Origin of the sequence: Acinetobacter sp. P1(2023) (assembly GCF_028367635.1) — a bacterium.
Taxonomy (GTDB): Bacteria; Pseudomonadota; Gammaproteobacteria; order Pseudomonadales; family Moraxellaceae; genus Acinetobacter; species Acinetobacter pittii_E.
The window spans coordinates 95,149-118,467 of record NZ_JAQNDD010000003.1; the positions used below are offsets into that span (position 1 = coordinate 95,149).

Here is a 23,319-nt window from a genome sequence, read left to right on the forward strand (position 1 = left end):
TTAACGAATATAGTCGGTATGTGGTTGATTAACGTAAGCTTTAAACTGGTCAATTGAGCCATGACTTTGCAGTAAAGTTGCAAGTGACATGACATATTTATAAGCATTTAAAGCCATTTCAGTTTTTAACGCACTTAATGCATTTTGCGCATCAATCACTTGGGTTGCTGTGCCCATTCCTTCGCGGAAAGAAAGTTCTTGAATACGTAGGTTTTCTTGAGCAGCATTTACGTTTCTTTGTAAAAGCTGATGACTTTGCTGAGCAGAGTTAAGCTCGTTATATGATTTATTCAAAAGAGCTTCGATCTCTTGTTTGGTTCGTTCAGTCATGAGTTCAGAAGCGTAACGCTTTAATTCGGCGGCATGAATATTCTTATTTTTGTCTACACCAGAAAATAGATTGTATTTTGCCATTACACCCACAATCCAGTTTTCATTTTCATCAAGCGCATATTCTCCAAAGGCAAAAAGACTTGGTTTTTTTGCAGCTTGTTGAGCTTGAATATTTACATTAGCCAGCTGAGTATCCATTTGCATTTTTTGTACTAAGCTAGATTTTTGCGAATAACTGGTTAAAAGTGATTCTAGAGTTTGGCTTGGTGTATTGTTTACAAATAATGGGGTACTTAAATCCACATTATTTTGTTGATGTAAAAGGTTATTAAGGCTAAAACGACTGGCATTTAAGTTGGCTTGAGTATTTTGTAAAGTACGTTCCGCATTATTACGCGCTACTTCAAACTGCATGCGTTGCCCTTTGCTAATAAACCCTTGTTGCTCGAGCTTTAGGGCATTGCTGTAATGTTTTTGCATAGCATTAAAGTTAAATAGGCTACTTGCTACCAATTGCTGTTGTAATTGGACATTGAAGTAACTTTGTACAACTTCGAATCGCTGTATATCTTGTTGTTGTTGGCTTGAAAGTTCCGAACGCTGCGCTTGGATATTTGCTATTTTTTTAGCACTACTGGTTAAGCCGCCTGTATAAAGTGGCATAACAACTGAAATAGAAGGGCGTACAACCTGATCTTCAATAGTTAGATTTGCATAATTTGGAAAACGATTTACACCATCATGGATAGTTTGGTTTGCGCCTTCCTGAACTTGCCCCAGCACATCTGATGGAATGACATTGTTCCACTGTGAAAGTTTATCATTTAGCCCTTGGCTTAAATCATTCTCAAGTTTTTGTTTAAAAGAGCCCAGAGGTACATCTGTTTCACTGTGAAAAGCATATGCTCTGACGTTTAAATCAACTCGAGGTAATCCGAGGCCCTTTACTGCTTCAGCTTCTAATTGAGAGGCTTGCTGCAATGCTTGATTGGCTTGAGTACTATATGAACTTTTCAGAGCTTGTTGTTCTGCTTCGGCATAACTTAAACTTTCGGCATATAAATGATTAGTAAAAAAAAGACCTAAAGCCAAAGCAAGATGTTTTGGTTTAAATGGAAAGGGAAAAATAGACTGTCTATATCGATGTGCTGGCATTTTAAATAACAATTTTTGGCATCCCTTATAGTTTAAATTTCTTGTTATTAAATTCAATTATCATCTTGTTTATTATACATTTGTATAAAAACATGGTGGTTTTTAGCTCCTTTAATTATCGAATTTACTAAGCCAATATTTTTGTAATAGCTATCAAGGTATGTGAAATGATAATCACAAGTCAAGTTGATCTTTTTGCTTAAAAATTTTTTAAATGAGGGAAGGTGGTCATTTAAACTAAAGAAATAACTGCCACAATAATTGAAAAAATAAACCTAAATACAGTCCAGCATTGAAATATTTACTTGAGAAGCTGCTGCAAGCTTAAGCAATCTGTGGTTAAATGCCATTTTTATTGTGTTTGACTTTATACAAGGGAAAAATCATGCGCGCGTACAATTTCTGTGCTGGTCCTGCTGCATTACCTACTGCCGTTTTAGAAAAAGCTCAACAAGAATTGTTGGATTGGCAAGGTAAAGGTCTATCCATCATGGAAATGAGTCACCGTAGTGCTGACTATGTTGCGGTAGCTGAAAAAGCTGAGGCAGATTTACGCAAGTTAATGAATATTCCAGAAAACTATAAAGTACTGTTTTTACAAGGCGGTGCGTCATTACAATTTTCTGCGATTCCTTTAAACCTTTTAGGTAAGAACAGTAAAGCCGACTATATTCATACTGGCATCTGGTCTGAAAAAGCGTTAAAAGAAGCAAAACGTTATGGCGATATTAATGTTGTAGAAGCTGGTATTAAAGTAGATGGCAAGTTCGCAATTTCCGAACAAAGCGAATGGAATTTGTCTAATGATGCAGCCTATGTACATTATGCAGATAATGAAACGATTGGTGGTCTACAGTTCGCAGGAATTCCTGATGTAAAAGCGCCACTTGTTTGTGATTACTCATCAAGTATTTTATCTGCGCCATTAGATGTGACCAAGTTTGGTTTGATCTATGCAGGCGCACAAAAAAATATTGGTCCTGCTGGTTTAACAATTGTCATTATTCGTGATGACTTACTTGATCAAGCTAAACCGGAAATTCCAAGCATTTTAAAATATGGTGACCAAGCCAAAAATGGTTCTATGGTAAATACACCATCGACTTATGCATGGTACTTGTCTGGTTTAGTATTTGAGTGGTTGCTAGAGCAGGGTGGGGTAGATGCGATCCATAAAGTGAACCTTGAAAAAGCTCAATTGCTCTATGGTTATATCGACTCAAGTGATTTCTACAATAACCCGATTGCCATTCCAAACCGTTCAATTATGAATGTACCGTTTACTTTGGCAGATGAAGCTTTAGAAAAGCAATTCTTAAAAGAAGCGGAAGCTAATCACTTGTTGAATTTAGCTGGACACCGTTCTGTAGGTGGTATGCGTGCAAGTATTTATAATGCCGTACCATTAGAAGGTGTACAGGCTTTAATCAACTTTATGGATGATTTTGCAAAGCGTAATGGTTAAGTAAAACAAAAAAATAAAGCCCTCAAATGAGGGCTTTTATTTATTGAATAAGTTATAAATTAAAAAGGCACTAGGCCAAATTGGTGCATGAATATGGCAGCTAAGAACATACCCAAGACAAAAAAGCAAAACGCACCAGTATCGACCTTTACGCGCAGGCTACTGGATTGAATGAGGCTGGTAGTTTGTTCGGGTATAATCTTCATTCAATAACCTAATTATTAAAATATTAGTGAAATTCAATTAGTTTCACCCTTTTTAGCACAAATAGTCGCCTGAATCCAGATATTACCGCGAATATATTCGCCAATATTAAAGTTTTTATACAAATCGTTTTTGGTTGCAATGCGCACTAATATGGCAGGAAGATCATCTTCTAAAACCAAAGTAACATCATAAAGGGTATATTCTTCCCCCATAAACGTCATAGAAGTTTTGCCAACAATATTACCTTGGAACCATGCTTCATCTTCTTGACCAAGATTTTCCCCGTATAAATAAGCAACCATTTTAGAAAAATCAACGGTTACAGGTTCTTGATCTTCTGGAGTTCTTGGTTGCCACTCATTAATGAGTTCCTGTAAGTTTTCAGGAGCAACACCATTATGTTCAGTCAAAATTGCATTTAATGCACGGTGATGTTTAATCGAGGCAGGATCATCAACAATGATTTTTTCGCCTGCTGGCACAGGTTCTAATTCATATGCCCATGCATTAAATTGGACTTGATAGTTTTGATTTTTGTCATATTGACAGTAGTTAACACTAAATAAATTATCAAACGCATAAACAGTTGTATTTTTATTTAGTCTTAAACTTAACACGGCTTGTGTCGCAGAGTCACAAGTAATGATGCGTTCAATTTTTGCATTATATTGATACGGACTTTCAAAACTAGGAAAGGCTGTTTTAAGCGCACGAGGTTTTTGGTTTTCAACAGCAATAATTTGATTGATGGTAACATTTTGATCTTGTGGACCTTGAATAAGCCAAAAAGATGGGTCCATGTCTTCTTCATGTTCACACAAACCCATTGGCATTACAGGTGCATCAAGTGCCAGTCCTAACCATTTTGGTACATCTGTTTCGGGATGGGACGTCAATAGATTCCAATGTTCTCCATGACTACCAAAATTTTGGTCATTTACTTTAATAACTTCTGGACTGTTTTGATTTTTCATAAGCACGATGCTGTTGGGTTCACATTACTTGTTATATTAAATCGAGGGTGTTTGCTATTTTTCAAGTCACCATATGTAAATTCTCTTGTAAAAGCGCGTATTTAGTCATTTAAAGAGAAATGCTACTTTTATTGATAAATTAAAAACAAACTTAATCTATAAAAACTTCAATGTTGAAATTAAAAATAAGTTTAATGTTTATTTCTACTCACCTTAGAAAAGCATCTGTTAGACTAATATTTTTAGTGGAAATAGAGAATAACGTGCTGCCATTTAAGCTATGGGTAGACGCAGACGCCTTACCAAAAATTTTACGCGAAGTAATTTTACGTGCATCAGATCGTTATCAATTAGAAGTTATTTTTGTTGCCAATCAAAATGTTGGGATTACACCTTCGGTTCGCATTAAATCAATACAGGTTTTAAGTGGCGCCGATCAGGCAGATAAAGAAATTGTCGAGCGTATGGTTGAAAATGACATTGTCATTACGCAGGATATTCCACTGGCAGCTCAAGTGATTGAGAAAGGTGGCGTTGCTATTCATCCGCGTGGTGAAGTTTATACAACTGCGAATGTTAAAGCGCGTTTACATCTACGTGATTTTATGGACACGCTTCGTGGCGCGGGTGTGCAAACTGGTGGACCGCCTCCTATTTCCGAACGAGATAAACGTGAATTTTCAAGTTCATTAGATCAAACGATTTTAAAGCAAAAACGTAAAACAGCTAAGTGAGCATCACATGCCATCGCAAACCAATTTGGCTTTAACCTATGCATTGTTAGTGTTTATCTGGGCAACAACTCCTTTGGCAATCGTCTGGAGTGTGTCAGATCTACATCTGATGTGGGCATTGTTATTACGCTTTTTTATTGCATTGCCTTTGGCAATCATCATATTGCTAATTTTAAGAACACCTTTTCCGACGCATCGGCAAGCAGTACATAGTTATATAGCTGGTTCTTTTAGCTTAATTGGTTCTCAAATTTTCACCTATGCCGCGACCCAATATTTAAGTTCAGGCATGATTGCGCTTATGTTTGGTTTGGCACCTATTATGGCGGGGCTTATTGGTCGGTTTGCATTTGGCCAACAACTTTATAAGCTACAATGGTTGGGCATGGCAATTGCGGTCAGTGGGTTAGCTATTATTTGTTTGAGCGGTGCAAATCAGCATGTGCATCCGTTTGGTATTGTTCTCATGCTGGTCAGTGTGTTTGTTTATTCTTTTTCAATTTTCTGGGTTAAGAAAGTTAATGCACAAATTCAGCCGATGGCTCAGGCAACAGGTTCTATTTTAGTTTCTTCTATTTTTGCTAGTTGTTTTATCCCATTTATTTGGCAATATGCACCGACACATTTGCCAGAAGCCAAATCTTTATTTGCCTTAATTTATACGGTACTTATGGCCTCACTGGTTGCCATGTTCTGCTATTTCAAACTTATACAAAATATTCAGGCAACGACTTTATCTCTAACGACAGTAATTACGCCAATGATTGCTATGATAATTGGGGCAGCTTTAAATCATGAGCAGCTTTCAATTATGGTTTTTGTCGGTGCTTTCATTATCTTGTCTGGACTCTTTTTATATTTCTATAAAGACATTCAAGCAAACCGAAACTTTGCTCAACATATGAAGTCTAAATAGGAGAAGATTTGGGTAATTTGTTGAGCTTATTCATTAAATTGTTCTAATTCGTAGCGAAATGCATGATCAAATTGATCTCCTAACTTAAGTAGTAGAAAATAGCGCAGCAATATCATATTAGGATTGTTAAGGATAAGTCAGAACTTACTGATTTTTAAACCTTAATACAGCATCTAACGGTATGGTCAAATAGTCGATGTGGGTGCAATTTGACATCAACATCTTTTATTTTCCATCAATGACCTTGGATTTAGAAGGTATGTTTAAACCAATCTCACTGTATATAGGGTTGAGATATACTCGCGCAAGACGCAGTAATCATTTTATTTCTTTTATTGCATTGGTTTCGATGGTCGGTTTGACACTCGGTGTCGCTGTATTGATTACGGTACTTTCTGTCATGAACGGTTTCGATCGCGAATTGAAGAACCGTGTGTTAGGAATGGTGCCGCAAGCGACAGTTTCATCTACACAAATCCTCACGGATTGGCCTGAGCTGGTAAAGCGAGTTGAACATCATCCACATGTAACTGGGGTCGCACCTTTTACGCAATTGCAAGGTATGTTAACTGCGCAAGGGCAAGTCGCTGGTATTATGGTGACGGGTATTGACCCAAAATATGAAAAGAATGTTTCTATTATTCAAAATCATATTGTTGCCGGAAGCTTAGATTCACTTAAAAAAGGTGAGTTTGGTATTGTGCTTGGTAAAGATATGACTGATTCATTGGGCTTACGTCTAAATGACAGTGTGACATTGGTTTTACCAGAAGCAACCCCATCTCCAGCAGGTGTAGTACCGCGTTTCAAGCGTTTTAAAGTGGTTGGTATTTTTAGTGTAGGCGCTGAAGTTGACTCTATGGTGGGTTATATCGCCCTATATGATGCTTCAACCTTATTACGCTTACCAGATGGTGCCCAAGGTGTTCGTTTAAAACTAGATGATATTTTTGCAGCGCCACAAGTTGCCGATGATTTGGTAAAAAGTTTACCAAGCAATTTCTATGCAACGAACTGGACTTATACGCATGGCAATTTGTTTAATGCCATTCAAATGGAAAAAACTCTAGTTGGTTTGTTGCTTGTACTTATTATTGTGGTTGCAGCATTTAATATTGTTTCGTCATTGGTCATGGTTGTAACTGATAAAAAATCAGATATTGCAATTTTGCGTACTTTAGGCGCTTCGCCATCGATGATTACTAAAATATTTATGGTTCAAGGCACCGTGATTGGTGTGATTGGTACCGTTGCAGGTACGGTTTTAGGTGTTATTTTAGCTTTAACCATTAGCGATATTATTTCATGGTTTAACAATGTGTTGGGCTTAAATCTATTTGATGCTTACTTTGTGCATTACCTTCCTTCTTATTTAAGATGGCAAGATGTGACGATTATCGTGATTGTTTCTTTACTTTTAAGCTTCTTGGCGACTATCTATCCGGCGCTTCGTGCTGCCAAAGTTCAACCTGCCGAGGCTTTGCGCTATGAGTAAAATTGTTTTAGAAGCGAAAGAAATATATAAACATTTTGATGACGGTAAATCTAAAGTTGAAGTCATTAAAGGTCTTTCTTTACAAGTTGAAGCAGGGCAGTTTGTTTCGATTGTGGGTGCAAGTGGTTCAGGTAAAAGTACTTTGCTTCATGTGCTAGGTGGTTTAGAGCAACCAACTCAAGGACAAGTATTTTTAAATGGTCAGCGTTTTGATAATTTAGGTGAAGCCGAGCGTGGTTTTCAACGCAACCAATACCTCGGTTTTGTTTATCAATTTCATCACTTGTTACCTGAGTTTTCTGCACTTGAAAATGTAGCAATGCCTCTTATGCTTCGAGCAGATAGCCAATTTAAATCGGTAAAAGCACAAGCTGAATATTTACTTGATCGAGTTGGGTTATCTCATCGTATGGACCATAAGCCAGGTGAGCTTTCAGGTGGTGAGCGCCAACGTGTGGCTTTAGCGCGTGCTTTAGTCACTAAACCAGCGGTTGTTTTAGCAGATGAGCCAACAGGTAATTTAGACCGTAAAACAGCTCTAGGTATTTTTGAGTTACTGACCGATCTTAAGAAAGAACTCAACATGGCAATGTTAATTGTGACCCATGATGAGCATTTAGCTCAGGCTGCTGATTCTATTTTGCATATGCAAGATGGACTCTGGGTGAGTGGTCCTTAAAAATTGTCATTAAATCACATTGTTAAAGCCCACTCAGTTGGGCTTTAATTTTGCCCCTAAAAAGATAATGATTATGACGTTGAATGTTAAAATTTATTTTAATGGGGTGGATTGGGGGTATTGCATTTATGGGGATAGATATCCCTCTCATCATGCAATATGGTTGGATCGGTAAAGTATTAATCGTTATAGGTTTTATTTTTTATATTTTTAAGGGGCATATATTTTTAAATCGACCCATATTAAAAGCCATTTACTTTCTAGTCTGCGCTATTAGTCTTTTTACTATAGGACATCAATATGCTCAACATGCCTTAAATGAAAGATTACAACTGCGACAAATGCAGCCTAAATCTTTAGATATAGTTGTGTATGTAAACCGCATAAGTGAAGAAAAACAAGATAAGATACAGCAACCTGTTCAGGTACTAGGGCAGTCCTTACGTCCTGTCAATTGGCTATTATATTTAAAAAATCAAAAAGTAAACTCAGCAATAGATGAACCAAAATTACAATTAGGTCATTACTATCGAATTTCGGGTAAAACCAGACCAGCTCATAGCTATGCAGTGGCAGGAGCTTTTGATCAAGAACAATGGTTTATTCATCGAGACATAATGTCTGGTTTTAGTGTTCAGCATATTGAGTCTTTAAGCTCTGATGAAATTTATCGGTTGGGTTATCAATATCATTTAAAAGAGCAACAAAATTTTTTTAACAGACAAAAATTAAATATAGAAAAATTGCGTCTAAAATTTAGATTGATGCTACAAGAATCTCCTTTGCAAAATAAAGGGTTATTATTAGCTTTATTAACAGGGGACGAAAGTCTCTTAAATGATGAGATTAAAAATCAATTTAAGGAATTAGGAGTCTCTCATTTGTTGGCGATTTCAGGGCCTCATGTGCTCATTTTTGCCATCATATTGTCTTGGGGATTACATCAATTAGTACGGCGTTATTATCCGCAGCTTTATTTGTATCAGCCTAAACAAATTTGGGCCGTGATTCCATTATGTTTCGGTGTTTTGATTTATACGGCATTTGTTGGTTTTGAAATTCCAGCCTTAAGAACTTTACTTTCAGTATTTTTATTTGCTTCTTTATTATTGATCAAACTGCCTGTTAAGCCATTTTCACTGTTAGTTTATAGTGCAAGTCTACTTGTATTTTTTGATCCATTTAGTGTTTTATCGGCAGGTTTTTGGCTCTCTTATGGTTCTTGCTTTATTTTATTGCGTATTTATCAAACTATAGAACAAGCTCCAAAACTAGTTCCAATGAGTCTGTTATCTAGAATCATTCTTTTCGGCAAAATCTTAATTGATTCTCAAGGCAAAATATTTATTGCTCTATGTCCTTTAATGCTGGTTTTCTTTCAACAGATTTCATGGGTTGCGCCTTTTACAAATATTATTGCGGTGCCTTTACTCGGAGGGGTAATTGTTCCTTTAAATATTTTTGCTGCTTGTGTAGGGCTTATTTTTAATCCTATTGGAAATTTATTTTTTCAAATTAATGACGTCCTGATTAGTATAGTACTGACATGTTTTGATCTTTTAGAAAAATTATCATTACCATTACAAGGCTTTAGCCTGACAACACTTGATTTAGTTTGCCTTAGCTTCGTTATGATTATCTTATTTTTACCGCGTGGGGTTTTACCAAAATCTTGGGGACTCATATGCTGTTTACCCTTGGTTATTCCGAATAAGTCGTCCCAGCAAATTCAATTAAATATTATAGATGTGGGACAGGGGCAAGCTATTTTCTTACAACATCCAGAGCAGACGTGGCTCATCGATACAGGTGGTTCTTATGATGAGAAGGCTTTTAGTATTGGTCAAAATGTGGTGATTCCATATTTACGTCAAAAGGGAATTAAACAATTAGATCACGTCATACTATCTCATCTTGACCAAGATCATAGCGGAGCATTTCCTTCTATCGCGCAGGCTTTTCCTATTAAACAAGTCATATCAAATGAATTATGGAAAGAACAGATTAAAGAACCTTTTACTTATTGTCATCAAGGGCAAAAATGGCAATATCCACAATTAGATATTGAAGTCCTTTGGCCTAAAGAAAAAGATTTAACTTTAGTTTCTTCAAATCAAAACCAATATTCTTGTGTGGTTTATATTCATTTAAAACAGATAAATGGCTATCAAAACTATTTAATTATGGGGGATGCAGGATGGGAAGCAGAATATCAACTTATAAAGGAATATCCCGAGTTAAAGGTAGATGTTTTGGTATTGGGGCATCATGGGAGTAAACATAGTTCAGGTTATGACTTTCTAGCGGCTTTAAAGCCAAAGCTTGTGGTGGCTTCTGCTGGTTTTAATAATCGATATAGACATCCAAGCAAAGAGGTTTTAGCGAGAGTACAAGCACTTCATATTCCATTTAAAAGCACAGTTGAACAAGGAACATTAAGCTTTGTATCTCGCAATCATGAGATGGTTTTATATACTCGACGTTTCGAGCGTACTTGGCTTCACCGGAATTTGTGAAGCTTCTGCTTTAAGCTTAGCAATGATTTGTAACGCTTCATCAGGATCAAGATTATAAATATTATCTAAAGCAGGATTTGCTTTAAAACGTTTATAACTCCAGTGATAGTGTTCAGGATAGTGCTGGATCAGTTGTTCAATGGCTTGATGAATAACAAAGGTTCCATCATCGGCGCTACCTTCGTAAATCTTCTCATCCATAGGCTCAATATGCATCGTAAAGCCGTCATGCTCATTACGAATCGCGTAAAGGAATAATGCTTTGGCTTTGGTTTTTTGGATGAGCTTGGCACTTAAATTACTTGATGCAAGTGGCACACCAAAATAATTAATCATATCCCCACCAACATTAGGTGTATGGTCGGGCAGAATTACAGTGGTTTCGCCTTGTTTTAATGCTTTAAAAATTTGTCTAACACCAGTTTCATCGGTAGGAACCAAGTTGGCCTGTTCGCGACTACGTGCTTCTCGAACAAAACGGTCTGCATCTACATTTTTTACTGGTTTGTATAAAATAGTCATTGAAGTGAATTGGGCACACCAAGCATTCATGATTTCCCATGTGCCAAAATGTGGAACAATTAAAACCACACCTTTTTTCGCTGCTAGTGCTTCATGAAAGTAATGTTCACCCTCAATATGGTGAATTCTCTCGATATTTTTACTATTTGACGAACCCCAAATACTTAAAAACTCAAAGTATGAGGTTAATTCGTTACGTATAGCTTGTTGTGTAATATCTATTCGTTGCTGCGGTGTTAAATGCGGAAGTGCAATTTGTAAGTTAAGTTCTATACTTTTTGATGTTCTAGTAATTTTTAAAGTATTAACTAATCCTGCCAACATACGGGCAATAAAACGTCCAAATTGAATTGGCTGACGGCTAAAAGTTCTGAGTAAGTAATAGTTCATGCTTTTTACATCTAGTTTGGTCATCTATCGCGGTAAAAAGGAGGCAACAAGTAAAAAAAGATAAAAATATTATAAATGAAATCATATAATTTAGACAGTTTTTATCAAATCAACGTATATAATGACATCATTTTAGATTGATTTGGATTGGAATTTTATGTCCGATTGGCCACCAAAACCACAAAATGAACCTATAATCCCTAAACAAAATGGACCAGAATGGCAAATTCTTGAGAAAGCTGTACTCGCTTCCGTAGAAGAACAGCGTCGTAGTCGCCGTTGGGGTATCTTCTTCAAAACATTAACTTTTATTTATTTACTATTTATTATTGTACTTATGGGCAAAGGCTGTTCAACCAGCAAAGAAGGTTCTGCTGTAAGTAGCAGTAGCGCTCATTTAGCAGTGGTGGATATTATTGGAACGATTGATGCTTCAAGCAATCAAGCAGTAAATAGTGAAGATACCAATAAAGCGCTTAAACGTGCTTTTGAAGCCTCAAATAGTAAAGCTGTTGCACTTAATATTAACTCACCTGGCGGTTCTCCAGTTCAGTCTGATGAAATTTGGCAGGAAATCCGTTATTTGAAAAAACAGCATCCTGATAAAAAAGTTTATGCTGTTATTGGTGATATGGGTGCGTCAGGTGCGTACTATATTGCGTCCGCTGCCGATGAAATTATTGTTAATCCATCAAGTTTAGTGGGTTCAATTGGTGTCATCATGCCTAACTATGGAATTACTGGTTTAGCTCAGAAACTCGGTATTGAAGACCGTACTTTAACAGCGGGAACGAATAAAGACATTTTAAGTATGACAAAACCGATTGATCCTGCTCAAAAGCAACATATTCAATCTGTTCTTGATAATGTTCATACCCACTTTATTACTGCAGTTAAAGAAGGGCGTGGCAAGCGTTTGAAATCGAATGATCCAGCTATTTTTTCTGGTTTATTCTGGACTGGTGAACAAGCAATCCAGTTAGGTGTTGCTGACCGTTCAGGTAATATTACGAGCTTGATGCGTGAACTAAATCTTGATAATAAAGTTGACTACACAATTGAGCGCAACCCATTACAATCCATTTTAGGGCGTATGGGGGCACAAATCGGGCAAGGAGTAAGTGAATCTATTGCTCAAGAGGTGCAGACTCGTCAAAGCGCAAAATTACAATAAATCTGTATTTTTTAGGATAGCTGTATGTCAATGAAACCAGTTATACACTTTGCTCATGCCAATGGCGTACCATCAAAAGTGTATCAAAAACTGTTTGACCAATTGAAAGGGGAATATGACGTTATTTATGTTCCCTTGATTGGGCCTGATAAGCGCTATCCTGTGACGAATCATTGGCCTGCTTTAGTTGACCAGGTTATTGATAGTATTGTGCGTCAAGCGAAAGGACGTAAAGTCATTGGACTGGGCCATTCTCTTGGTTCGGTTTTAACATTGATGGCCTCTTTCCGACGTCCTGAACTTTTCTCTCAAGTCATTATGTTAGATCCGCCTCTTATTTTAGGAAGATATTCATTTGCTTTTCATATGGCAAAATTATTTCGTCCTAAATTAGTTGATGCAATGACACCAGCGGGTTTATCTGCACGTCGCCGTGAACATTGGGAATCGAGAGAACAGGCTGCTGAATTACTACGTCCTAAAGGATTTTACAAAGATTTTGATGAAGATTGTTTCCAAGCTTATATTGATTATGCTTTGAAAGAGGATTCGGTTCGTGGTGGAGTAACTTTAACCATTTCCCGTGAAGATGAAGTTGCGATTTTCCGTAAAAATCCTTCTTGGTGGTGGTTACCTATGCCAAAACCTAAGATGCCTGTGCATTTAGTTGTGGGCAAAGAAAGTGCTTTTTTAAAAAGAGGCTTTCCTCAAATGGCAAAGCGGAAAATGGGCATCCCATTTACTGTGGTTGAAGGAGGGCATATGTTTCCACTAGAGCATCCTATCGACACAGTAAACTCTATAAAGAAATTGATTCATCAACAGCTAAATTAATTTTTAAACATATAAAAAAGGACATGCCAGCATGTCCTTTTTTATTTTTTGTTTGTTAGTAAAACATTTTACCAACTTGCAAAACGAATAGGGTCTTTTAGAGCTTGATTACGGAAATAGGCCTGTCCATCTTTCCAAGTAAGTTGACCGTTACACAACCACTCTGCAACTTGTGGGTAGATAAAGTGCTCAAGTGTATGGACTCGATCTGCTAATGAAGCAGCAGTATCATGTTCTTTAACTGATATAGCTGATTGGGCTATAGATTGACCAGAATCCAGTTCAGCAGTTACAAAGTGCACGGTACAACCATGTAAACGATCACCTGTGTTTAAAACACGTTGATGCGTATTCACACCTTTATAAGCTGGAAGAAGCGAGGGGTGTATATTCAGCATTTTCCCTTGCCATTTGTTGACAAAGGTTGGCGTTAAGATACGCATGAAGCCAGCTAAAATAACTACATCTACTTCCCACGCTAAGAGTTGCTGATGCATTGCTTCATCAAACACCTCACGAGTTGGAAAGTCTTTATGGGAGATAACAGCGGTAGCAATATTAGCTTTTTGAGCGCGCTCTAAGGCATAAGCATCTGCTTTATTAGACAGTACACCTACAATTTGCCCTGATAGATTTGCATCTATCAAGGCTTGTAAATTACTGCCGTTCCCAGAGACTAGAACAGCAATTTTTATCATGCAAAGATCACACGAATTTTTTCGTCTGCACCTTCTACTGATTCAGCATTTTCTTGGATATGTCCAATCTTCCAAGCTTTTTCGCCTTGAGCATTAAGCACTTCAATTGCTTTATCAGCATCATTTGCATCAACAGCAATAACCATACCTACGCCACAGTTAAAAGTACGGTACATTTCAAAGCGTTCTACATTGCCTTCGCGTTGTAGAAGTTGGAATAATTCAGACCATTCCCAAGAAGACTCATCAATTACTGCTTGTGCACCATTTGGTAATACGCGAGGTAAGTTACCTGGTAAACCGCCACCAGTAATATGTGCCATAGCATGAACATCAACTTGTTTGCAGAGTTCAAGAACTGGTTTTACATAAATACGAGTTGGTTCCATTGCTACATCAGCAAGAGGACGACCATCAATTATTTGAGTTAAATCAACGTTTTTAACATCTAAAATTTTACGTAGTAATGAATAACCATTTGAGTGAGCACCACTTGATGCAACACCGATAAGTACATCACCAGACTTTACTTTAGAGCCATCAATAATTTTACTTTGTTCAACAACACCAACGGCAAAACCAGCAAGATCGTAGTCTTCGCCTTCATACATGCCTGGCATTTCTGCGGTTTCACCACCTACAAGTGCACAACCTGCAAGTTCACAACCTTTACCAATACCAGTAACAACATTTGCAGCAACGTCAACATTTAAGTGACCAGTCGCGTAATAATCAAGGAAGAATAATGGTTCTGCGCCACAAACTAAAAGGTCATTTACACACATAGCCACAAGGTCTTGGCCAATTGTGTCATGACGATTGAGATTAAGTGCCAAACGTAATTTAGTTCCTACACCGTCAGTTCCAGAAACTAAAACAGGCTCTTCATAACCTTTAGGAATTTTGCATAGTGCACCAAAGCCACCAAGTCCGCCCATTACTTCAGGACGACTTGTACGTTTAGCGACTGACTTGATACGATCGACCAGTGCGTCGCCCGCTTCAATGTCAACACCCGCATCTTTGTAGCTTAAACCGGTATTTGGGGTAGAAGTTGAGTTGCTCATAAATGAAGTCTCCGCATTGGCGGCAGATTATAACCTGAATATACGAAACTCTTATGTTATTTATGCTCGAAAATGCTATCTTTAATAAAAATATTTTTTCATTTATAACGATTAAATCAAAAAAGGCTAGATTTTATGCAAGATCGTATACTGCGCCGTATTTTTTTACTCGCAGGTATTGTATTGCTGGTATGGGTGTTGTACTTACTCAAGCCTGTAGTCATTCCTTTTATCGGTGCTTTTTTCCTCGCTTATTTATTCAGTCCACTTGTTGATGTGCTGGTAAAAATGAAATTGCCTCGTTGGTTGGCAATTAGCATGGTATTTGTCGGAATAGGCGTAACCTTAACTATTGCACTTTGGTATTTAGTTCCACTGATTTGGAAACAATTAGTTTATGCCCGAGATAGTATTCCAGCAGGCATTCACTGGATTAATGCTACTTTTTTACCTTGGGTATCTTCGACATTTAATGTCCAGCAAATGGAAATTGATACCGAGCAGTTGTCCAAAGCTGTGATGGAATATGTCCAAACCAATTATAGTGCAGATAGCATTCAAGCAGTGTTATTAAAATTGGCTCAATCGGGTTTGAATTTTATTCAAATTGGTGGGACAGTTGTTTTAATTCCTATTATTGCCTTCTATTTCTTGCTTGATTGGGAACGTATGTTACAAAACTTACGTCGTCTCATTCCGCGTCCATATGAAGCAACTACTTTACAGATTGTTGGCGAATGCCATAGCGTTTTAGGAGCATTTGTCAAAGGTCAGTTTCTTGTCATGCTATTGCTTGGCGTAGTCTATGCAGTTGGTTTGCAGCTCATTGGTTTGGAAGTTGGTCTTATTATTGGTATGGTGGCTGGCCTTGCCAGTATTATTCCTTATTTAGGGTTTGCCGTAGGTATTATTGCAGCTGTTATTGCTAGCTTGTTCCAGTTCGGATTGGATTGGATGCATCTATTACTGGTTGGTGTAGTCTTTATGATTGGCCAAGCGGTAGAAGGCTATATTCTACAGCCATTCCTATTGGGCGATAAAATTGGTCTATCTCCTGTAGCAGTTGTTTTTGCAGTATTGGCAGGTGCACAGCTTGCAGGTTTCTTAGGAATGTTAATTGCTTTGCCGGTTGCAGCTGTTATTGTGGTGTTGTTGAAGCATTTAAGAGAGAATTATGAAAGAAGCTCACTTTATGCTCCACCTTCTACATTAGTGATCCAACATGGCGATATTGAGCAAATTCATGTACAAACTGAGAGCACTAAGCTTGATCTTGAAGTTAAAACACAGCAAGATACAGATGAACTGAAATCCCCTAACCAGAAATAATTTCAAGGTTAATTCAATATATGCGTCAACTCCAACTGGATATAGAACCTCAACTTGATGCCCGAATCAGTGATTTTTCGGGACCGGGTTGGGGGCATGTAGTTGATGCCGTGCGTCAATTACATGCTGGTCTGGTGAGTAGATTTTATATCTACGGTGGAGCAGGGACAGGAAAGAGTCACTTACTTTCTGCAATTTGTGATTCTTATTTAGAATTAGGCAAATCTGCGATTAAAGTCTCTTTGCTTGAACTACTTGATGCTCCTATTGAAGCTATTACTTCTTTAGAACATTATGACCTTGTTGCTTTGGATGATATTGAATCAATTAGTGGCGTACCTCACTGGCAAAAAGCTGTTTTTCATTTAATGAATAATCACGAAGGACAACTTGTATTTTCTTCGCGTGTAGCACCGATCGAATTAAAGCTTGAATTGCCAGATTTACAGTCACGACTTACACAGGCAGTTAGTGTAAAAGTGCCGAGTGGAAGTTTATATGCAGACCGCTATGCCTTGGTTACATCTGTAATGGCTAGACGTGGTATCCACTTCGATCAGCAAATTGTTGACTACTTATTATTACATGGTCCTCATCAGGCATCTCTTTTACTAAAAACTGTTGCGCAGTTGGAAAAGTTGCTCAAAGGTGAAAAAACAAAACTATCTAATGCGACTTTAAGGCAAATTTATGCTTTGATTGATGAGTATCAACAATAAAATTTTTACCTTAAGTTTGCTATTTTGCCTAAATTTATCTCATATAATTAAAGAATTTCTTTCTAGACAGAATTGTTTTTCATTTCAGAATAAATAGTTGTATTTATAACTTCTAATTTTTAATAAGCTAGCTTTTTGTATTAAAAAAACTTTTTTTAACTATAAAGCTTTTTGTAATTTAGCTCAAAAATGACTCTATAGAGCGATCAAAAAGTCTTGAGAAATTCTACTTCCTGTGACAAAGTACGCACAAAGGATGCGGTTGCAAAAGCGGAAATTTTGCAATTTTGACAAAGAAAAATGAAAAAAGATGTAAGGAGATGGGTATGCTCAAACGGAGCATTGCTTTTGCTTTATTGGCTATTGCTGGACACGCTTATTCTGCCGATATTCAAGTTACAACTACAACTGATGAAGACGTCGATAACAAGGTCTGTTCATTACGTGAAGCAATACAATTTCTAAAATATCGCGCATCTTCCAATGCTGCTGATGTTGAAAAATATGCAAACGGTTATAATGGTTGCGGAAATAAAGATGCTTCATCAAATATCATTTTGCAGCGTGATAAAGAATATACTTTAAATAAAAGTATAGTAATTACTGTTCCTGTAGCTATTAGTACAGCAAAAAATGATTCTACTCTGGTTGAGGAAGGAGCACCCAACTCTCATAATGCAACTATTAAAATGGTCGGTACGGATCAACTATTCCGTATAGATGATGGTAGTGTTGAAAAAGCTTCTTTTTCAGTTTTATTTGTTGATGTTAATTTAAAAGGTGCTGGCTCAAAGAGTGTAATACCTCAAGGTAACGGTGGATTAATTTATAATCATGAACAATTGGTTATTCAAAATTCGCGTTTAATGGATGGGTATGCAACAAATGGGGGAGCAATTTATAACGCTGGTAATTTATCAAATACTCCAAAAACAGCGGGTTCAGTAACGATTATTAATAGCCTGATGCAAAATAACAAAGCAAGTCAGGGAGGCATTTTATATACTGATATGCCACTTTACTATGTTACGCAATCTGTGGTGCGTGATAATGAAGTGACGGCAGCAGATGGCGCATTATTTCATGCTGCAACTAAATTTGCAGATGAAAGTACGGGCGGATATTTAACTTCTCGTATCATTGGTTTGAGTAATAGTACGATTTTTCATAATAAAGGTAGTTTCATTGCCAATGTTCGTGATGGCATGGTAATCAATAATATTACTCTTATTAAAAATGTGGGAGGCTTGTATTTTGATGCTCCACAAGGAAAAGCGTCTGTCTCTAATAGTATTTTAGTAGGCAACACAACAAACTGTAAGGTATCTGCAACAGATAAAACGATTGTGCAGAGCAATTTAGTAACGACAGAATGTAATCGTAATGCTTCTGCAGAGTTACCAAATATTCTATACCCTGCAAGTGAAAAATTAATTGCTGGAAATGCAGATGAAGGAACCTGTGATGTTCCACCAGCAGATGGTTTGTTATGTCCATATTCAACACCGAGCAATAGCTTTTTAGGATTCTTTAAACCAAGAGTTTTAGATAAATATACCAGCCTTTCACAATCATTATTAATTAATAAAGGTCGTTTATATAGTGATGGGACTTCTGTAGGTCTGGCGAGTTGTGAAAAACAAGATCAACGTGGAAAAAATCGAAGTGGTTATGATGAGTTGTGTGATTTAGGGGCAATTGAATTAATTACTAACCGCGATGATATTAGTACACATGGCCAAGATATTAAATATGGCGAAATTGCTAAATTTAATATTGCCGATGTGGTAGGTGATGGAGAATTAGTTTCTCCACAAACATGCGATAAAATGTTTGGAAAAAGAACAGATGGTCAAGCCTGGCAGTCAGGCTGTATGAAGATTGTTCAAACAAGTACACCATCTAAAGGAACTTTGTCTATCGATGCTCAGGGAAATTTAACTTATGTTCCAAATGGAAACTGGCATGGAGCAGATGTATTTAACCTTTTAGTCGTTACTACTACCACACGTTTTAATAATGCTGCTGACGTTTACTTAACAATTCCAGTTCAAATTGTACAAGATCCACCCTCAGGTATTGAGGATAAGTCTGTAAGTGCGGGTGGTGGCGGAAGTGTAGGTGGTGGTTTAGTTTTTGGTCTATTTGGCTTAATTGCTCTAAGACGTTTAAAGTCATAATCAAGGATGATAAAGGCTATGAAAAATTATAAAAAAGCTTTTTTAGCATTAGCTGTGATTGCTGCAATGCCGTTATTTGCAGATACCACGACTGGAAGAATTGATGTTACAACTTTTGACGATGAAGATGGTGACAATACGAATGCCTGCTCGTTGCGTGAGGCTATAAAGACAGCTGAGCTACGTAAGTCATATGGTGGGTGTACCGTTATTGATACACGTGAAACTACACAAAAATCGATTCAACTTAAAGCAGGAATTTATAATTTAACTAAAGAATTGGTTCCAAATGCCAATATTGCTATTTTTGGTGCTGATCCTGTAGATTGGCAGAAAAAAAGTGTATTAACCAATGATTATCCTGCACAACTTGAATTACAAACACGTATTAATGCTCAAGGTAAGTCACGCATTTTTAATACGACTACTTATAAACAGCCGTTAAGCATAAATAATGTAATTCTTGAAAATGGTGTCACAACTGGTCAGGGTGGGGCAATTTATGCAGGTGCTGACATTGCTTTACAAAATAGCCAAATTTTATCATCTCGGGCAACAAGCGGAGGGGCAATTTATTTAGCTTCACCGAATATTACTTTATCAGTGAATCATTCATTACTGAAAGGCAATAACGCAACACAAGAAGGTAGTGTTTTATCAATGGGGTGTTTTAGTGACACCGTCTATGCGCCACGTACTATTACTCTTACATCAAATAGTATTGTGAATAATGGTAATACAGCTACAACAAGTGCATTTGAGTTTTGCGGTAAACCTACTGCGACATTATCGGTTAATACTATTGCACAAAATATAGCCAATAGTGCTAACGGCAGTATTATCAAGTTTACTGGTGATACCAATAATCCAGCCAATACATCAAGTATTTTAAGTTCAAGCAGTAGTTTAGTTCTCTTAAATAATACAATTGTTGAAAACAACGCGAATAGCACTTTCCTCTACGACAAACTGGGTACAAAAAAACTAAGTTTTAATGTATTGGCTTATAATAGCGGAAGTTATGCGTGTAAATATCTTCTAGGGGCGGCGGCAGAGCAAAAGAGTGTAGGTTTAACGCTGAGTTTTAATGCGCTTGACTGGACATCTACGACAGCAAAATGTGATGTTCCAAAAGAATCTTTACCTGATGGTCAGACGAATATTAATATTAGTGGACAACCATTTAGTAGTGTACTAAGTCCACAGACTGTATCGGCCTATACAGGTTGGTTACCTATTTATTATCCAAAAGAGATTATTGATACTAAACAAGTAGATTTGGTTAATGTTGATCAAGATAGTAAAGGAAGTTGTGCCACAATTGACCAACGTGGTTTAAATCGTTTGGCAGACATTATCTCATATTATCAGCCAGAAAGTCGTAATAGTTGCGATATTGGTTCTGTCGAGTTAATGAAGCTCACTTCAGGTGATTTAGAGGATGTTAGTAATATTTCATTAACGACTTTAATTGATACTTATCAACAAAATTATGATTTATTTGATAATTATATTAAAGACCCTAAGACACCTTCTAACTTTATTACTTACTATAAAGTACGTTTAGCGGAGTTTAAGAATCTAATTGATGCTACTAAGGCAAATCTTAAATATCGCGCAATTTATCTTGATTTAAAGAACTATGATTTACCATTGCCGACAGAAGATGCTAATCATGTGCTGAAGTTCTTCAACCCAACTGATTATCGTATTACAACCGAGCCATTAGGTATTGGGCAGATTGATAAAGGTGTTTATAACGTTACTAAAGAACCAAATTTGATGTGTGAATGGAATGCGACCTTACAACAAATTATTTTCTATCGTAAGGATGATTCAGTAACTCAAGCTGGTAGTTATGTATATTGTAAATATACAATTACTACAGCCGATAATAAACTAAGCTCAAGCGGTTTGATTAAGGCTCGTTTTAATAATATTGAACCAGTTTCTGGCGATGGAACAATTACATTTAAATATCTTGCAAATGAAACTATTCCATTGAATTTACTTAAATATGCTAACGATGATGGTGATGGGCCTGTAAATACGCTTTTAAAGCCTAAATCTCAATTTTGGGTAAATGAAAAGGGTGTAGAGTTACCAATTTATTTACCAAGCAAAACATCGAAAGATGGTATTTTTAAAGTAGTTAAAGCTGATCGGGAAGGGCCATGTCCGAAAGATGATAAGGATAAAACTTGTTATGGTGGAAATATCTATATTCAGGCAAATAACGTATTTAATACTTTTAATGACTCGTTAAGTTATAACGTTTATGACGCTGATGGGAAAATCTCATCTAAAGCTGGAGTAATTACCCTTGTAAGCACTGCCACCACTACAGACGATACACGGGGTGGGGGCGGAGGTGGTAGCCTTGGAATTTTATCTTTGGCATCCTTACTTGGTTTAGCAGCCTATAGACGCTACCGTAAATAAACCCTAAGAATAAAAAAGCCTCCAATCGGAGGCTTTTTTATAAGAAATGAAATCAAAATAATTGAGTGATTAGATTTCACTTTTTTAATAACTCAACAATATTTAGTGTTCTAAATACTTGTTCATATATTCTTCACGAATCGCCGTTCTTTCTTCACCATTTGCTTTGAGCATACGTTCACGTAAATCTTTACGTTCTTGAGTACTCATTTTTTGCCATGCTTCACGCATTTTTTGTTTTTCAGCTTCAGGAAGTTGAGTAAACCAGTCCATGCGTTGCTGTAAGTTATTGCTCTGATTTGCTGGTAACTCTTTTAAACTCTGGTAACGTTTAATAACTGCACGTTGCTCTTCTTCAGAAAGAGCATCCCATGTGTCATCGACTTGTGCATTGGCATCTTTAGAAAAAATCCAAAAGCGTTCAAAACCTGCAAAACTTGTCTGCAAGAAACTTAATGAACACAGGATAAGTGCTAATTTTTTAGCTGCCATGTTGTACTTTATCCTCACCCAACACCATTAACATCTCTAAATCTTCTACCATTTGTGGAGATAATTTAGGATTTACGATGACTTGATTTTGTGGCTTATCTACAATTTCGACTGAGTTTGGCAGGATTACAAAACCTGTAATTGCTGCAGCAAGTGCAAAACCAGTCATTTTCCAGACACTATAATAAGAGGCTGGTTTTTGTTGAATATGGTCAAGCACATGATTCATGACCACTGTTTTGTTTTTGTGGTGATCTGCCAAACTATCAAGTTTGGAGGTCACCTTTTTAGTGAAATCATCATGATTCATCAGAACCTCCCAAGGGATTTAAATGTGCCAAGTATTCTCTAAGTCCCTGAATTGCTCGGTGATAATGGGTTTTCACACTACCTTCGGTACAGTTCATGATCTGAGCTGTTGTATGGGTGTCAAACCCTTCCCACGCACGTAACATAAATGCCTGCTGTTGACGAACAGGTAGTTTTTCAATCGCTTCCCGAATTTCCTCAATCGTTACCGCTTGATCAAGAAAATCTGCAGGATTAATAGCTTTTTCATCAACTACATCGATAATTTCGTCGTCGTCATTATCCAGACTAACTTTTTTGAAGAAAGAAAATGGGTTCGCTCTACGAGCTTCTTTGCGTCGCCAATCCTGAAGTTTGTTATTCAAAATAGTGTAAAACAGGGGATACCATTCTTCAGTACTTTTATCGGCGTAAGATTTGTGTAAAGCAATAAATGCTTCTTGAACCAAATCCATTGCAATACCTTGTTGACCTTGGGTAGCACTCTCCATCATCACCAAAGCACGTCCAGTGACATCTTGCATGAAAAATTTCAGGCGTTGTTCAGCCGTGCTGGCATGAGCACTAGATGTTTCCGATCGAGACTTTTTCGGTGCTAAATCCATGGAGATGGAAAATCCTGTCATTGGACATACCCACCTTATCTTCAATATATCTCTTATATAACGTTGAAAAGAGGTGGGAGGTTG

At 37.1% G+C, this 23,319-nt stretch carries 20 protein-coding genes and 1 pseudogene; 12 read left to right on the forward strand and 9 right to left on the reverse strand.

What is annotated here, in order from left to right; all coding sequences use genetic code 11:
* Positions 1–1,488, reverse strand: a complete 1,488-nt coding sequence (locus POD11_RS05520; protein ID WP_262456657.1) for a TolC family protein — start codon at positions 1,486–1,488, stop codon at positions 1–3.
* A gap of 385 nt (positions 1,489–1,873) precedes the next feature.
* Here POD11_RS05520 and serC point away from each other — a divergent pair, with 385 nt between their 5' ends.
* The gene (gene serC / locus POD11_RS05525; protein ID WP_262456658.1) at positions 1,874–2,953 is read left to right on the forward strand and encodes a 3-phosphoserine/phosphohydroxythreonine transaminase; all 1,080 of its coding nucleotides are present in this window, start codon (positions 1,874–1,876) and stop codon (positions 2,951–2,953) included.
* A gap of 239 nt (positions 2,954–3,192) precedes the next feature.
* On the opposite strand, the gene POD11_RS05530 is transcribed toward serC, so the two are convergent.
* The gene (locus POD11_RS05530) at positions 3,193–4,134 is read right to left on the reverse strand and encodes a hypothetical protein (protein WP_262456659.1); all 942 of its coding nucleotides are present in this window, start codon (positions 4,132–4,134) and stop codon (positions 3,193–3,195) included.
* 245 nt (positions 4,135–4,379) lie between these two features.
* Here POD11_RS05530 and POD11_RS05535 point away from each other — a divergent pair, with 245 nt between their 5' ends.
* Entirely contained in the window at positions 4,380–4,868 is a 489-nt protein-coding gene (locus POD11_RS05535) for a YaiI/YqxD family protein (RefSeq protein WP_080649425.1), read from the forward strand.
* Positions 4,869–4,875: 7 nt separating this feature from the next.
* The gene (locus POD11_RS05540) at positions 4,876–5,784 is read left to right on the forward strand and encodes a DMT family transporter (protein WP_262456660.1); all 909 of its coding nucleotides are present in this window, start codon (positions 4,876–4,878) and stop codon (positions 5,782–5,784) included.
* 29 nt (positions 5,785–5,813) lie between these two features.
* On the opposite strand, the pseudogene POD11_RS17640 reads toward POD11_RS05540, so the two are convergent.
* Positions 5,814–5,894: pseudogene (locus POD11_RS17640) on the reverse strand (PilZ domain-containing protein); the annotation flags it as partial.
* 149 nt (positions 5,895–6,043) lie between these two features.
* Here POD11_RS17640 and POD11_RS05550 point away from each other — a divergent pair.
* From POD11_RS05550 to POD11_RS05560, 3 genes are all read left to right on the forward strand, one after another.
* Positions 6,044–7,279: a lipoprotein-releasing ABC transporter permease subunit gene (locus POD11_RS05550; RefSeq protein WP_262456661.1), complete on the forward strand. Its 1,236-nt coding sequence runs from the start codon at positions 6,044–6,046 to the stop codon at positions 7,277–7,279.
* Positions 7,272–7,958, forward strand: coding sequence for a lipoprotein-releasing ABC transporter ATP-binding protein LolD (gene lolD, locus POD11_RS05555; protein ID WP_087087514.1), 687 nt, complete (start codon positions 7,272–7,274; stop codon positions 7,956–7,958). Before POD11_RS05550 ends, lolD begins: the two co-directional genes overlap by 8 nt.
* A gap of 83 nt (positions 7,959–8,041) precedes the next feature.
* Positions 8,042–10,474 (forward strand): DNA internalization-related competence protein ComEC/Rec2, encoded by a 2,433-nt coding sequence (locus POD11_RS05560; protein WP_262456662.1) that lies wholly within the window; start codon positions 8,042–8,044, stop codon positions 10,472–10,474.
* Here POD11_RS05560 and POD11_RS05565 read toward each other — a convergent pair.
* A complete protein-coding gene (locus POD11_RS05565) occupies positions 10,427–11,410 on the reverse strand; it encodes a lysophospholipid acyltransferase family protein (RefSeq protein ID WP_016140242.1) in 984 nt (327 codons plus the stop codon). The genes POD11_RS05560 and POD11_RS05565 overlap by 48 nt on opposite strands.
* Positions 11,411–11,543: 133 nt before the next feature.
* Between POD11_RS05565 and sppA the strand changes: the two genes are divergently transcribed.
* Both sppA and POD11_RS05575 read left to right on the forward strand, forming a co-directional pair.
* Complete coding sequence (sppA, locus tag POD11_RS05570) at positions 11,544–12,560, forward strand: signal peptide peptidase SppA (RefSeq protein WP_016140243.1); 1,017 nt, start codon at positions 11,544–11,546, stop codon at positions 12,558–12,560.
* A 24-nt stretch (positions 12,561–12,584) separates the two neighbouring features.
* Complete coding sequence (locus POD11_RS05575) at positions 12,585–13,394, forward strand: alpha/beta fold hydrolase (RefSeq protein WP_016140244.1); 810 nt, start codon at positions 12,585–12,587, stop codon at positions 13,392–13,394.
* 68 nt (positions 13,395–13,462) lie between these two features.
* On the opposite strand, the gene purN is transcribed toward POD11_RS05575, so the two are convergent.
* Positions 13,463–14,092, reverse strand: a complete 630-nt coding sequence (gene purN / locus POD11_RS05580) for a phosphoribosylglycinamide formyltransferase (protein WP_239967139.1) — start codon at positions 14,090–14,092, stop codon at positions 13,463–13,465.
* Positions 14,089–15,159 carry a phosphoribosylformylglycinamidine cyclo-ligase gene (gene purM / locus POD11_RS05585; RefSeq protein ID WP_262456663.1) on the reverse strand — a complete coding sequence of 357 codons (1,071 nt, stop codon included), beginning with the start codon at positions 15,157–15,159 and terminating at the stop codon, positions 14,089–14,091. The genes purN and purM overlap by 4 nt, the downstream gene beginning before the upstream one ends.
* 135 nt (positions 15,160–15,294) lie before the next feature.
* Between purM and cxpE the strand changes: the two genes are divergently transcribed.
* The 4 genes from cxpE to POD11_RS05605 all read left to right on the forward strand — a co-directional run bounded on the left by cxpE (position 15,295) and on the right by POD11_RS05605 (position 21,829).
* A complete protein-coding gene (gene cxpE, locus POD11_RS05590) occupies positions 15,295–16,488 on the forward strand; it encodes a chloramphenicol efflux transporter CxpE (protein ID WP_016140247.1) in 1,194 nt (397 codons plus the stop codon).
* 20 nt (positions 16,489–16,508) lie between these two features.
* Positions 16,509–17,207, forward strand: coding sequence for a DnaA regulatory inactivator Hda (hda, locus tag POD11_RS05595; protein ID WP_016140248.1), 699 nt, complete (start codon positions 16,509–16,511; stop codon positions 17,205–17,207).
* Positions 17,208–17,527: 320 nt separating this feature from the next.
* Positions 17,528–19,387 (forward strand): rhombotarget A, encoded by a 1,860-nt coding sequence (gene rbtA / locus POD11_RS05600; RefSeq protein WP_239967138.1) that lies wholly within the window; start codon positions 17,528–17,530, stop codon positions 19,385–19,387.
* 18 nt (positions 19,388–19,405) lie between these two features.
* Positions 19,406–21,829 (forward strand): CSLREA domain-containing protein, encoded by a 2,424-nt coding sequence (locus POD11_RS05605; protein ID WP_262456664.1) that lies wholly within the window; start codon positions 19,406–19,408, stop codon positions 21,827–21,829.
* 102 nt (positions 21,830–21,931) lie between these two features.
* On the opposite strand, the gene POD11_RS05610 is transcribed toward POD11_RS05605, so the two are convergent.
* The 3 genes from POD11_RS05610 to POD11_RS05620 are packed head-to-tail and all read right to left on the reverse strand — an operon-like array spanning position 21,932 to position 23,235.
* Positions 21,932–22,321: a DUF3106 domain-containing protein gene (locus tag POD11_RS05610; protein WP_016140251.1), complete on the reverse strand. Its 390-nt coding sequence runs from the start codon at positions 22,319–22,321 to the stop codon at positions 21,932–21,934.
* Positions 22,311–22,631 carry a hypothetical protein gene (locus POD11_RS05615; RefSeq protein ID WP_002118556.1) on the reverse strand — a complete coding sequence of 107 codons (321 nt, stop codon included), beginning with the start codon at positions 22,629–22,631 and terminating at the stop codon, positions 22,311–22,313. The genes POD11_RS05610 and POD11_RS05615 overlap by 11 nt, the downstream gene beginning before the upstream one ends.
* Positions 22,621–23,235 (reverse strand): RNA polymerase sigma factor, encoded by a 615-nt coding sequence (locus tag POD11_RS05620; RefSeq protein WP_016140252.1) that lies wholly within the window; start codon positions 23,233–23,235, stop codon positions 22,621–22,623. Before POD11_RS05620 ends, POD11_RS05615 begins: the two co-directional genes overlap by 11 nt.
* Between the last annotated feature and the right edge of the window lie 84 nt (positions 23,236–23,319).